The following is a 12,532-nucleotide window of genomic DNA, read 5'->3' on the forward strand; positions in this document are numbered from 1 at the left end:
GCGGCGGCGATGCGTCGGTGGCGGGCGGCCCGCTCTGCCGGTGATGTCGCCCGGTGTCTCCCTTGGTGGGCGAGGGGCACCGGCGATCCGAGGTCAGGTCACCTGGACGGCGTCTTCGAGGTAGCGGGCGGAACCGTCGGCGCGGGCGCTCAGGGCCTTAGCGACCTGGCGCGCCAGCAGCGGCCGTGGTCGCTGGGCGGGCTGCGGCGGATCCGACCACGCCCAGCCCTGCAACTCGTCCGGGGGAACACAATGCGTGCCGCCCGGACCGCGTCGAGGACGCGGTCCGTCGTAGACGAGCATGACGCCGTCGGTGCGGCGGCCGTGGGCCGGCACCCAGTCCACGACGAGCAGCCGCCCCGGTGACAGGTCCAGACCGAGCTCCTCGCGGCACCCCCGGACCGTCGCCTGATACGGCGACTCGTCGGCCTCGATGCATCCGTCCGGGATCTCCCACTCCGCGTTGTAGGCCGGCAGAGCCCGCCGTTTCGGGTCGGTGATCAGCAGCGCGTCGGCCATCCGCTTACGGGGCAGGTCGGCGGTGAAATCGAGGCGTCTCGAGGGCATGCAGGGACGGTAGGACGCCCGCCGCCCGACACGCCCGCAGCGCCGTGCGCCGACATTGTCGGCAGATGCCGACACCAACTCCGACAAAACTTTGACATCGCGATCCGGCCGTGGGCTGCCATCGATCTCGACAATGAGCACCCGATGACACGGCGCGCTGGGCCGCGTGATCCCGGCGCGACCGTCGGTTGCACCGATGCTCGGCAGCGCTCCGGCCGGTCGGGAATGTCACAGGTCGCAGCTATGGTGTGCGCGCATCGTGATCGGCAGCGTCCGCAGGTGAACGGGGGTTAGCAGCGATGGCCGACAGCGACGAGATCAAGACCGCCCGCCGCGCGCTCGGCCGTCGGCTCGCCCAGTTGCGCAAGGCCGCCGGTCACACGCAGCACGGCTTCGCCCGGCTTGTGCAGTACGGGCGCAGCTCGGTGGCGAACACCGAGACCGGCCACCAGCACCCCGACCGCGCGTTCTGGTCCTGCTGCGACACAGTGCTGCAGACCGGGGGCGTGCTTGCCGCCGAGTACGACCGCATCGCCGAGCTGGACCGGCGGCGACGCCGCTTGTCGGCGATCCAGGGGACCACACCCACGTCCCGGCCGGTGGCACCCACCCACACCAGCCCCGACGCCCCTGGAGCGGATGGTGGCTCTGTTCTGTGGGAACGCGAGGACAGCATCGACGCCCGCCGGCTGGCATTGAAGTCCGCCACCGACGACGACGCCCGCCTGGCGTACCTGGAGAACGAGGTGCGGCGGGCGATCGCGGACAACGAATGCCTCACCCCGGCGGTCCTGATGGCGCGTTTGCGACCACTGCGTGTCTACGTCGACCAGCTCATGGCGGGCCGGCAGCATCCACCGCAACGGGCCCGGCTCTACACCGCCGCCGCTCACTTGTCCGGACTCCTCGGCGCTCTCGCCCTGGACCTGCGTGCGTTCCGAGTGGCGCACGCCTACGCCGCCGAAGCATTCGACCTCGCCGATGCCGCCGAGCAGCCCGACGTGCAGGCCTGGGCTCGGGCGACGCAGAGCCTCATCGCGTTCTACACCGGCGACTACCACGACGCGCTGGCCTACGCCCAGGACGGCCTGCGCCGCGCCAGCGCCAGCCCGCACCGCCTCCGCCTCACGATCAACGGCCAGGCACGGGCACTGGCCCGGCTCGGCGACCGCTACGGCGTCGACCGCGCCGTCGACCGCGCGTTCACGATGCTGTCCGACCACCCATCTGGTTCGGAGGTCAGCGCGAGCCTGACCCTTGGCCCGTACTGCCCGGCCAGGACAGCGGCCAACGCGGCAACCGCCTACCTGGCCCTCGGCAGTACTGCGGGCGTCACCGACCACCTCACCACCGCCATCACCGCCTTCGACGCGGCGGCGCTGGCTGGTCCGCGAGCACTGTGCCGTCTCGACCTGGCCACCGCGCACCTGCACGCCGACGACCCCGACCCCGAGCAGGCAGCCACGCTGGCGGTCGAAGCGCTCACCCTCACCGCGCAGCAGCGTTTCGAATCAGTCCACCAACGCGCCCGCCAGTTCCTCGCCGCCGCCCAGCCATTCGCTCGCCACCCGCGGCTACGACACGTCGCCGACATGCTCGCCGACCGGACACAGGTCGATGCCACGACACCGTCCGCTCTACCATCGCCGTCATGAGCAGCCGGGAACTGGCCAACCTGCACCAGCGCTGGACCGCCTACCAGGACCTGCCCGAACTCACCAACCACTGGTACTGGCGCCCCGGCTGGCGAGCCGACCGCCAGTTCTACACCTGGCACCTCACCTTCGAACACCAACCCCAACTCCACCACCTCGTCACCGACCTACAGCGCCACCTGGCGCTGCCCGGGCTGGACCTGGTGCCACTCGACGGCCTGCACCTAACCATGCAAGGACTCGGCTTCACCGACGAGGTCAGCGACGCCGACATCGAGGCGATCGTCGCCGAAGCCCGCCAACGCTGCGGCGCCCTACCACCCCTGGAACTGTCCCTCGGCCCCGTCGACCCCGACGCCGAAGGAATCGGCCTCCTCGTCCGCCCCTGGGACCGCGTCGAACACCTCCGCGCCACCATCCGGGACGCCATCAGCGCGGTGTGGCCCACCGTCCCCGAGCCCGCGCAGGGATTCCGGCCGCACGTCACCATCGCCTACAGCGGCGCACCAACGCCAACCGAACCGATACGCGCCCGGCTGGCCGAACTCCGTGACCAGCCCCCGGCGAAGGTGAACATCAGGCAGATGCCGCTGATCGCGCTCCGACGGGAGAACCGCACCTACCGATGGACAACGGTTGCGACGGTGCCCCTGGCCGGATGAACGCGGTCAGTCGTCAAGGGGCTACGCGGCGGCGCCCTTGTTGGCGGTGGGTCAGTTGAGATCGCCGAGAACGGATCATCGCGGCAAGAGGCTCCCAGTATTTGATTGGACTGCGGCGACGCGTATTTCAGTGGCGATCGCGATGTCGTGGACGCCCATGCCGAATGGGTTGATCACGGCGCGGTGGTGAGGGTGAACTGGTCGTTCATAGCGGCCTGACACGACGGTAGCTAGGTCGGCATCGATGTGGCGGCTGTTGACAGTGGCTGGTTCCGTGGGTCCTACGACCTTTCCTGCCTGGGCGAGTCGGCCGAGTAGGCGGTGGTGGTCGTTTCTCACGAGGTTCCAGTCGTCGACGATGAGGTGATCGCTGCCGAGCAGGAGTGGCTCGGTGGCGTCGTCGAGTGAGACGTTGAGGAATGTCGCTCCTGGCTGAAGCCAGTCGAGTTGCGCGTATGGGGTTGTCGTGGTGGTGACCGCGACGACGAGCTCTGCGTCTCGGACCGCTGCTTCCGCATCGGCGGCGACATGGATCCCTGCCTGGCTGCGGTGGTTATCGGCGAATCGGTTCGCGCGCTCGACGTTCAGATCGAAAGCGAGAATGTGTCGGAGGTTGACGCACAGGCCTACTAGCAGGTTGAGGTGGGTGGAGGCTTGCCGGCCGCAGCCAAGGAAGGCGATCGTGCGGATTGCGCTCAGGTCGCGCAGCGCCCGCACGGCGATGGCGGAGACCGCTGCCGTGCGTAGCGCGCTGATGACCCCGCCTTCCATGATGCAGATCGGCGCCGCTGTGGCATGGTCGTGCAGAACGATCAGGCCGTGGGCTCGTGGAAGCCCGCGGTCAAGGTTGCCAAGGCACGAGTTGATGATCTTGCAGCCGTGGGTGTTGCCGGAGTTGGCTGGTAGGACGAGGCTGCGGGCGGCGGTGCCGTCTGGTGCGGTCCATCTCAGGGCGGCCTCGGCGGCGACGCCTGCGGTTCCCCGCGCGACACGGCGGAAGGTGTCCTCGACGATGGCGAGCGGATCGAGTGACTGGCACAGCTTCGTGACGTCGGCCTCGCTGAGGTACAGCAGCGGATCAAGCGGCATGGAAGACGCCTCCTTGCGGTAGTACGGCGTGGTGGAGGGCGGTAATGGCGCCGATGTCGCTGACTGTCGTTGGTGGCTCGGCGGCAGCGGCGTAGATGGTGGTTTCGTAACGGTCGCCGCCGTCGGGGCAGAGGCAGGCGATGTCGCTGATGGTGGGGTCGTCGAGGGCCAGCCGAGTCGCGGCGGTGACGGCGGCGCCGGCTGAGCCGCCGAGGGATAGCCCGGTGCGGGCTCGGATGACGCGGCAGGCGTGTGCGGCGTCGTCGTCGGTTACGTGGATGACGCGGTCGCACTCGTCGGGGCGGATGAGCTGGGAGACGAGACCGGAGCCGAAGCCGGGTAGCTTGCGGGGGCGCGGCCGGAGTGGTTTGCCGGTTGCGGCCGAGCCGACGGCGTCGACGGCGACGACGCGGACGGTGGGGGCATGCCCGCGTAGGTGCGCGATGACACCGGCCAGTGTGCCGCCGGTCGATACGGGGATGGTGACGGCGTCGGGTTGCCCGAGCGCGGCTGGGCCGAGGAGCTCGGGGCCGGTGGTGGCGGCGTGGACGGCCGGGCCGGCGGGGTTGCTGTACTGGTCGGTCCACGCGGTGTCGGGATGGTCGAGCCGGAAGGCGCGGACGGCGTCGATGCGCGCGTGGATCTGGTGGATCGGGTCGGCTGCGTCGACGGTGACGACGTCTGCGCCCAGTTCGGTCATCGCGGTCAGGCTGTAGGAGGGTGTGGCGGCGTCGACCATGAGGGTGCACCGGTAGCCGCGCTCGCGGCACAGGCCGGCGAGGGCGATGCCGAGGTTCCCGGATGTTGACTCGACGACGTGCCCGCCGGGTCGGAGAGCGCCCCGGGCGACGAGGGAGTCGAGCAGGGCTTGGGCGGTGCGGACCTTGACGGAGCCATACCGGTTCGCGGCTTCGAGCTTGAGGCGCAACCGCACGGTCCGGGACGGCATCGGCACCTGCAGGACCGCGACCGGGGTCGTCACATTACCGGCGGCTGCGCTGCGCGGTGATGGCCACGATGTTGCCCGCGTCATCTCACTGCTCACCGGGCCGGGTGCAGGAACTCGTCGCGCAGCGCCGCGTCGGATCGGACCGTGCCGAGCAGCGCGGTGGTGATCGTCTCGGCGCCCGGCGCCTGGGCGCCGCGCAAGGTCATGCACAGGTGCTCGGCGCGGACGAGGACACCGACGCCGGCTGGTGCGAGGTGCTCGGTGAGGTATGTGGCGATCTGCTGGGTCAGACGCTCCTGGACCTGGGGGCGTCTGGCGGTGTGTTCGACGAGCCGGGCCAGCTTCGACAGCCCGACGATCTTGTCGGTGGGCTGGTAGGCGACGTCGGCGGTGCCGCGGAACGGCAGCATGTGGTGCTCGCAGAGGCTGTGGAACGGAATCGCTCGGACGGTGACGAGGCGGTCGTAGGCGGCGTCGTTCGGGAAGGTGGTGAGGGTGAACGGGCGCGGGGCGAGCAGTTCGGCGTAGGCGGCGACCATCCGGGTCGGGGTGTTGGCGGTGGCCGGGGCGTCGATGTCCACCCCCAGTGCCTTGAGAAACTGTGCGGCGGCGTCCCGGGCGGACTCGAGGTCCGGCGGGGCGATGGTCGTGCTGGGGTCACTGGTCATGGGTGTCCTTGTCGACCGGCGGCAGGAGGTGCGGACGCCGTGCCACGACGTCGCGGAGGAAGGACAACTTGGAGTAGTAGCCGAGCTGGGCGGGCAGTGCGTGCTCGGCGAGGATGCCGGCGACCCAGTCGGTGATGCGCTCGACTTCGGTGAAGACGGCGGGCTCGTCCAGGGGCAGCACGCTTCGGCTGCGGAGGTATTCGACCTCGACCTGGACGAGTGTTTCGGTCGGGTCGGCGTGCAGGGTACAGCGGTCGACGAAGATGCCGTAGTGGTGGCCGGTGCGCAGCGACTCGAACTTGATGTCGTAGCGCATGCGGCGGAAGCCGGGCATGGGCCGCACGAGAAGGCCGAGGGTGTCGCGTACGTAGCGGTCGAGGGGCTCGGTGATGGTGACGTCGATGTCGACGTGCTCGTGGCGGACCAGGGCGTCAGTGTCGTAGTTCTTGCGTTTGACCTGGTAGATGCCGGGCCGGGTATAGAGGAACGAGACGTAGCCGCGCTGCGGGCCCGGCCCGTGGACCTCGAAGAGGGTGTTGGCGAAGTCCCACGTTTCGAGGGGGTCGCGGAAGCGGGGTGCCATCTCGGGTAGCGCTCCGGCGGCGACCCGGTCGTGCAGATCGACGGCGAGGGGCCACAGGGGGCTGTCGCGCCGCAGAGTGAACTTGGTTTCGATTTCCTTGCCCATGTGGGCTTGGGCGATGGCGCCGTCGAGGCTGTTGAGCTGCGCGGCGTGCGCCCCATGGCGGGTGACCGCGTCGCGTATCCAGCCGACGGCATCGGTCGGATCACCGGCGGGGGTAGCGGAGGTGCGGATAAAGCAGCCGGCGTCGGGACGCAGGTGCACCCGGCTGTAGGTGTGCCAGCCGTCTGGGTGGGCGGTGGCACAGAACAGCGGTGTGTGGCCACGCGGGTCAGCCCCGCCGATCGTGGTCAGCGCATCGGTGAGCGCGCGGCCGAGGTGCAGACCGGTCAGCAGGGCGTCGGCCGGGATCTGCTGGATGTGCTGGCGGGTTCCGTCGTGGGTCCGGGTGAGCACCGGCAGGAGTCGGTTGCCGCTGAAGCTGGGAATGATGGTGTGCGGCGTGTCTGATTGCGGCGGTGTGGGCACGGTGACCACGGTCATCGGCTCGTCCGGCCGCAGTGCCCGGGGCTGGTGGAGCAGGTCGGCGTCCGCGATGAGCAGCAGCGCCTGGCCGGCGGCGGGATATGTCATTGAGGCTCGCCTCTCTGCATGGAGCGCCGGGGCGTGTCGTGGAGGGCGCGCAGTAGACCGGCGGTAGGGTGCCACGGGCGTCTCTCGCCCGGTCGCTGACCGCTGATGCGAGGTGCGGGCGCCGTTGGACTCCGTACCGGGGACGGGTGATTGTGACTGCGAAGCCGACCATCGCCGCGCTGGCGGTCGTCCCCACCCCGTCCGGGCAGGTGGTGTTCGTACGGCAGCAGCGCGGCCCGTACGCGGGATGGCTGCTGTTGCCGGGTGGCAAGGTGGAGTTCGGGGAGTCGGCGCACGACGCGGCCCGCCGGGAGACGGTGGAGGAGGCCGGCTTCGAGGTGGGCTCGCTGACGCCGACCGGGGTGTACGAGATCCGCGCCGAGGACGGCTCTTACCACTTCGTGATGTTCGCGTTCCGCGCCGGCACCGCGACGCGGGTGACCGCCGGCGGGCATCACGTGGACGGGGTGTTGCAGGCATCGGTGGATGAGGTGCAGCCGCACCCGACGGTGATGCAGATCCTCAATGACGCCGGCGTCGCCAGCTACCCAGCGCGGGACATTGAGGAGGGCCTGCGCCGGGATGGGATTCTGATGCGTGGGCATCTGACAGCAGCCGCGGGTGCTCTGGTCTGAGGGGTTCACTGGCCGGCCTCCGCCGGGTCTGGGTCCCACTGAACTCCACCGCCGAGGATGCCGTCCTCGGCCACCGTGCAGCGCACCCGCCGGTGAGTGCCGTACCGCTCGGTGATCGCTGCGACGAGCCTTTCGGCGAGGTGCTCGCAGCTCTGGGTGCCGAAGTCCAGCGGCCCGTCCGGACGGTCGGGCGGATCAGCGAACGAGCCGAGGACGGTGGTGAGCCAGCGGGCGACCGCGTTGATCTCCAGCTCGCGGTCGCCGTGCTCGACGGAGATCTCGACGAAGGCGACGAACAGGTGCCGGTGGGGCGAGGCGAGGTAGCCGTCGGGTGGGCCGGCGTCCGGCCACCGGTGCAGTCCTTCGACCTGGGTCGTGACGTGGATGTGGCGGGTCAGCGCCATGCCGCCTCCTGCTCAGTGGGCGTCTCGGCGGGCAGGGGTGGGAGTCCGGCCGCGTCGCGCAGCAGGGCGACGTGCCGGTGGGCGGCGGCGAGTTGCACCGGGTCGAGGACATGGTCGTGCAGGTTCGGTTTGTCCGGGGCTTGCCGCTCGGCTCTGCCGGTGCGGGCGTCGGCGGGCAGGTCGTGGGCGGCGTACCAGAAAGCGAACGACGAGTCGTTGCCGGTGATGAACGTGTCGTAGCCGCGCTTGTGGTGTTGGCGTAGCTCCCAGATCAGGGATCGGTCGCCGCCCAGCAGATGCAGCGGTAGCGGTGGGTTGCCGTCGCTGGTAAGCGCGGCCAGGCAGTCAAGTCGGGCTTCGGCGACCGGGCCGGTGAAGCATCGGGGCACGGACAGCTTGCTCAGCCCGATCATGTCGACGCCGGGCAGGTCGGCGAGCCGCGCGTGGCAATCGAGCCACGCGCGGCGGGTGGAGCCCTGCGGCACGGCCATGTACGTGAACCGGCCGGGTTCGGCCAGGTCCGCGGCCTCGGCCAGAAACCGGCGGGTGGCTTCGACGGTGGCGGGGCCGTCGTAGAGCACGTCGTGGCAGATGACGACCGCCGGGTTGATCAGGTGCGCGGCGCGTAGGACTGCCTCGGCGCTCATACCCTGACCGGTGGTCTCTTCCAGCTCGTAGGCGCTGTTGTCGAGCACGACCCGGCTCCCGGACTGGGCGCGCGCGGCGAAGTGTGCGGCCTGAGCGGGTTCGGTGAGCACGAGATGGGTCAGCGCCATGTCGATGCTGCCGGCCGTGGACAGGCCGGCCAGGTGCGGCGTACTGGCGATGACCGCGACGTCGATCAACGTTGGTTCTCCTCGTTCGGTTGGGAGCTGCTGGCGTGGCGGCAGTCGCGGCGCAGGAAGCAGGCGGTGCAGGCGGGCGGGCCGGCGGTGCAGGTGGTCCGGCCGACCAGCAGGAACACGAAGTGCGCCAGCGCGACGTCGGCGCCGTGGGTGAGCAGCTGGGCGATCACGGCGTCGCGCACGCTGGGGGTGAGTTTCCCGTCGTGGCGGGCCAGGCCGAGCCGGTCGGCGACGCGGAACAGGTGCACGTCGACCGGCATGGTCGTGGTGGTGCGGGCGGAGAACACCAGCACGCAGGCGGCGGTCTTGTGCGCCACCCCGGGCAGGGCCTCAAGGTAGGCCAGCGCGTCGGCGGTCGGGCCGTGCATGATGAGCTCGTCGAACCGGTCGAGGCCGTCGACGGCGACCAGCGCGGCGAGCTCGCCCAGTCGATCCGCCTTGTAGGGCCCCGCGGAGCGGATGGCGGCGCGCAGCACGTCGCGGTTTAGCGCGGCCAGGCTCTGCGGCGTCAGACCACCGCAGAGCTGGTCGAGATTCGGGTAGACGCGGCGGACGATCTCGCCGGTGCGGTTCTGCGACAGCACGGTGATGACCAGCGCCTCGAACGGCGGCGACCACATGACGATCACACCGCCGTACCGGGCCTGCAACTGTGCCCAGACGGGGTTCGTTCCGAGGTCGAAATCGGCGACCTGGACCGGGAACATCCGCCGCAGCAGTCCAGGCAACTCGTTGTGAGGGTGACTCGCGGTGACACGCAGGCCGCCGTCAGCCTCGCGGACGGTGACGACGATCGGGTGGCCGCCGAGGTGTAGCACCCGACGGTAGCCGCCTGCCGGATCGGGCCGCCAGGCCAGCGCCGGGATCTGAATGTCCATGGTGGCGTCCAGGTCCGGCGGCGTGGCGAACGGCAGGTCGAACTCGGTGGTGGCGCTCATCGCAGGCTCGCCACCCGTGCCTGGTCGGCGATGGCTTGGCCGGCGATCAGGCCGCTGAGGGCGGCGGCCGAGAGGCTGGCGGTGTAGCCGGCGGCGTTGCCCACCACGTACAGGCCGGCGATATCGCGGCTCTGCCAGGTGGCCGGGTCGATGGGGACGCGGTAGTTGTAGTACTTGATCTCCGGCGCGTACAGGACGGTGTCCGGGGCGAGCACCGGCGGCAGAGCGGCACCGAGGGCCGTGATGTAGCTGGCGAACGCGTCAGACAACGGCGGCGGCAGCACCGCGCGCAGGTCACCGGCGCGGGTCTTCGGGTTCGACGCGGCAACGCCGAGCGGCTGCCCGGTCGCCCCGTCAGGGAGGAACCCGGCGAGGGCCTGCCGGACCGGGTAGCCGCCGGTGGCGGCCGTGATAGCGCGGGCAGTGTCCCGGACGTACGCCTTCGGGTCGGAGGTGAACGCCTCGGTGACGGTGGCCAGGATCGCCAGGTTGGACAGGTCGCTGCGCCGGTGCAGGAACGAGTGGCCGTTGACGCCGCGGATGTTCAGGGGGCGGTGGAATTCGTTGACGATGTAGCCGTGGCCGTTGACGCAGAAGCTGCGCACGTCGATGCCGCCGGGGCTGGTGTGGTGGGCCTTGAAGTCGTAGAACTGGCCGATCAGCGGGTCGAGTGCGGCTGCCGAGGTCTCCAGTCGGATGCCGATGTCCGCCGGCCCAGTCTCCAGCGTGACGCCGGCGGCGGTGAGCTGCTGTTCCAACCAGGGTGTGCCGACCATACCGACCGCGGCGACGACCACCGGGGCGTCGATGGTGAGCGGACCAGAGCGGTCGCGGCCGACGACTCCGACGACCTGGCCGTCGCTGATGCGCAGCGTGGTGGCGTCGACGCCGGTGAGCAGCCGCGCGCCGCGGTCCTGGAGCTCGGCGCTGAACCGGTGGCCGAACTCGCGGATGCCGTCGGATCCCACGTGCAGTAGCGGGTACGACTCGCCGCGCAGCCGTGTCTCGTGCCCGGCCAGGGCGGACAGTTCCGGTACGGGGGCGTAGTCGACGGCGTCGCTGACGTTGCGGCGAACGGCCGCGGCGATGATGTCGAGCTGTTCCGCCTGGACGTCGGTGAACAGGCGTTGGGAGTGCGTGCCGCGCACCGCGGACAGGGTGATCTTTCCGTCGGAGAAGGAACCCGCCCCGCCTTCCCCCTCCAGCACAGGGCAGGTGCGGCACTCGCAGCCCGGGCCGGGCGGGCAGGCCCGCCGCGTCATCGGCCGGCCCCGCTCGGCGATCACGATGTCAGTGACACCGGCGCGCAGCAGAGCGTCGGCGGCGAACAGTCCCGCCGGGCCGGAACCGAGAATCAGGGCGGTGCAGCGCAGGGTTGTCATGCGGCGTTGCCTCTCGACGTGGGGGCGGACAACCGGTCATCGACCGCCGCCAACGCGGCGGCCAAGACGGCTGGGGCAGGCTGCTGCGCATCGAGAACGACGACGTCGGCTCCCTGGCCGCGCAGCAGGGCGAGACAGGTGTGGTAGGCGCCCGGTAGGCGGCTGGTGAACTCCGCCGTCTCCCAGCGGCTGTCCGGCGGCCGGTCCACGCGGCTCGCCGCCACCGGCACCGGCACATCGAGGTACAAGTACACGTCCGGCATCCGCACGCCGGCCGCGCAGGCGGCGTAGAAGGCGGGACCGATCCCGTCGGCGTGGTGGTACGCCAGCCCGGACAGGTAGTACCGATCGGAGATCACGACCTGCGCCTCACGCAGCAGTGCCCGCAACGTTGGCTGCTGGTGGTGCCGGTCGGCGGCCGACAACAACGCCAACGCGGCCGGGCAGGCGGGCTCCTCGACCGCGAGACTCCGCAGCAGACTCCCGATCGGTGCGCTGGTGGGCTCCTTGTGCCGTCCGACGGCGACACCCCGGCCGGTCAACGTCCGGTACAGGCTCTCGGCGAGGGTCGTCTTGCCGCTGTGGTCGATGCCCTCCACCGCTACGAACAGTCCCACCGTCAGCTCCCTACCTCGACGACGGAACGGCACAGGGCGGCCACGCGCGTGGCCAGCACACCCTGGTCGGGGTGCAGCAGCGCCGCCGGACCGAAGTCCTCCACCACAAGGGACGCGACCGCGCACGCGTACCCAGCGGCGCTCACTAGCTCGTCACCTTCGGCCAGGCAGGCCGCGAGCGCTCCGGCGAACGCCTCGCCAGCGCCGGTGGGATCCACGGCAGGGCGAGGAAACGTCGGAATCCGGTACACAGCCTCGCTTGTGACGACGTGGCAACCCCTGGCCGCGTCGGTAACCACCACCGCCCGCCCCGGTCCGCCGACCGTCCCGGCGAGCCACATGAGCGCGTCAGCCACCTGCGTCACGCCAGCGAGAGTGGTGGCTTCCGGTGCGGAACACACGAACACGTCGCAGGCGTCGAGCATCCGCAACACACAGCTGCGGTCGGCGGCGATACGGGCCAGGAACGTGCCGGCGCTGATCCGAGCATGCTTGTTGCCGGACATCGCGCGCAGGGCTGTCGCGTAGTGCAGCTGGGTGACCGGGTCGCCCAGCGCGCACAGGTGAAACCCGGCGGCGCCTCGGTAGAGCGGCGGCACCTGTCCGGGATGCAGGTACTGCTCATCCGCGGCGCGGTCGGTGCGGTAGGTTGCCTGACCGTCCCCGTCGTAGCTGATGTCGAAGGCGAGGCTACGGCCAGGCAAGGTGACCAGCCCTGCATCGCTGACCGCGGGCCGCCACGGCCGGCCCGCGGCCAGCGGGTGGTCGCTGCAGATCCCGACCAGGCCGACGGTGGTGCGGGTGGCGGCGGCCAGCGCCGCGTAGAGCCCGCCGCCACCGAGGACCTGCACCCCGCGCCGTAGCGGTGTGCTGATTTGGTCGACGGAGACACCGCCGACCACGAC

General features: G+C 70.6%; 14 protein-coding genes. 3 read left to right on the top strand and 11 right to left on the bottom strand.

Annotated features, from left to right (window positions below; all coding sequences use genetic code 11):
• Positions 1-93: 93 nt before the first annotated feature.
• Complete coding sequence (locus AB0873_RS26170; protein WP_366602888.1) at positions 94-567, bottom strand: NUDIX domain-containing protein; 474 nt, start codon at positions 565-567, stop codon at positions 94-96.
• A 299-nt stretch (positions 568-866) separates the two neighbouring features.
• Here AB0873_RS26170 and AB0873_RS26175 point away from each other — a divergent pair, with 299 nt between their 5' ends.
• A complete protein-coding gene (locus tag AB0873_RS26175) occupies positions 867-2,222 on the top strand; it encodes a helix-turn-helix transcriptional regulator (protein ID WP_366602890.1) in 1,356 nt (451 codons plus the stop codon).
• Positions 2,219-2,884 (top strand): 2'-5' RNA ligase family protein, encoded by a 666-nt coding sequence (locus AB0873_RS26180; RefSeq protein ID WP_366602892.1) that lies wholly within the window; start codon positions 2,219-2,221, stop codon positions 2,882-2,884. The genes AB0873_RS26175 and AB0873_RS26180 overlap by 4 nt, the downstream gene beginning before the upstream one ends.
• A 75-nt stretch (positions 2,885-2,959) precedes the next feature.
• Here the strand turns inward: AB0873_RS26180 and AB0873_RS26185 are convergent, their stop codons facing one another.
• The 4 genes from AB0873_RS26185 to AB0873_RS26200 are packed head-to-tail and all read right to left on the bottom strand — an operon-like array spanning position 2,960 to position 6,806.
• Positions 2,960-3,973 carry an ornithine cyclodeaminase gene (locus AB0873_RS26185; RefSeq protein ID WP_366602893.1) on the bottom strand — a complete coding sequence of 338 codons (1,014 nt, stop codon included), beginning with the start codon at positions 3,971-3,973 and terminating at the stop codon, positions 2,960-2,962.
• Complete coding sequence (locus AB0873_RS26190; RefSeq protein WP_366602895.1) at positions 3,963-4,955, bottom strand: pyridoxal-phosphate dependent enzyme; 993 nt, start codon at positions 4,953-4,955, stop codon at positions 3,963-3,965. The genes AB0873_RS26185 and AB0873_RS26190 overlap by 11 nt, the downstream gene beginning before the upstream one ends.
• Before the next feature lie 59 nt (positions 4,956-5,014).
• Entirely contained in the window at positions 5,015-5,590 is a 576-nt protein-coding gene (gene folE, locus AB0873_RS26195) for a GTP cyclohydrolase I (protein ID WP_366602897.1), read from the bottom strand.
• The gene (locus AB0873_RS26200; RefSeq protein ID WP_366602898.1) at positions 5,580-6,806 is read right to left on the bottom strand and encodes a hypothetical protein; all 1,227 of its coding nucleotides are present in this window, start codon (positions 6,804-6,806) and stop codon (positions 5,580-5,582) included. The genes folE and AB0873_RS26200 overlap by 11 nt, the downstream gene beginning before the upstream one ends.
• Before the next feature lie 146 nt (positions 6,807-6,952).
• Between AB0873_RS26200 and AB0873_RS26205 the strand changes: the two genes are divergently transcribed.
• Positions 6,953-7,441, top strand: coding sequence for an NUDIX hydrolase (locus tag AB0873_RS26205; RefSeq protein ID WP_366602900.1), 489 nt, complete (start codon positions 6,953-6,955; stop codon positions 7,439-7,441).
• A 5-nt stretch (positions 7,442-7,446) separates the two neighbouring features.
• On the opposite strand, the gene AB0873_RS26210 is transcribed toward AB0873_RS26205, so the two are convergent.
• The 6 genes from AB0873_RS26210 to AB0873_RS26235 are packed head-to-tail and all read right to left on the bottom strand — an operon-like array spanning position 7,447 to position 12,529.
• On the bottom strand, positions 7,447-7,845 hold the full coding sequence (locus AB0873_RS26210; RefSeq protein WP_366602902.1) for a hypothetical protein: 399 nt from the start codon (positions 7,843-7,845) through the stop codon (positions 7,447-7,449).
• A complete protein-coding gene (locus AB0873_RS26215) occupies positions 7,836-8,690 on the bottom strand; it encodes a hypothetical protein (protein WP_366602903.1) in 855 nt (284 codons plus the stop codon). Before AB0873_RS26215 ends, AB0873_RS26210 begins: the two co-directional genes overlap by 10 nt.
• A complete protein-coding gene (locus tag AB0873_RS26220) occupies positions 8,687-9,628 on the bottom strand; it encodes a hypothetical protein (RefSeq protein WP_366602905.1) in 942 nt (313 codons plus the stop codon). The genes AB0873_RS26215 and AB0873_RS26220 overlap by 4 nt, the downstream gene beginning before the upstream one ends.
• Complete coding sequence (locus AB0873_RS26225; protein ID WP_366602906.1) at positions 9,625-11,010, bottom strand: FAD-dependent protein; 1,386 nt, start codon at positions 11,008-11,010, stop codon at positions 9,625-9,627. The genes AB0873_RS26220 and AB0873_RS26225 overlap by 4 nt, the downstream gene beginning before the upstream one ends.
• Positions 11,007-11,627: a dTMP kinase gene (tmk, locus tag AB0873_RS26230; protein ID WP_366602908.1), complete on the bottom strand. Its 621-nt coding sequence runs from the start codon at positions 11,625-11,627 to the stop codon at positions 11,007-11,009. The genes AB0873_RS26225 and tmk overlap by 4 nt, the downstream gene beginning before the upstream one ends.
• Before the next feature lie 2 nt (positions 11,628-11,629).
• Positions 11,630-12,529: a PfkB family carbohydrate kinase gene (locus AB0873_RS26235; RefSeq protein WP_366602910.1), complete on the bottom strand. Its 900-nt coding sequence runs from the start codon at positions 12,527-12,529 to the stop codon at positions 11,630-11,632.
• Between the last annotated feature and the right edge of the window lie 3 nt (positions 12,530-12,532).

Source organism: Micromonospora sp. NPDC047707 (assembly GCF_040704235.1).
In the GTDB taxonomy this organism is placed as follows: Bacteria; Actinomycetota; Actinomycetes; order Mycobacteriales; family Micromonosporaceae; genus Micromonospora.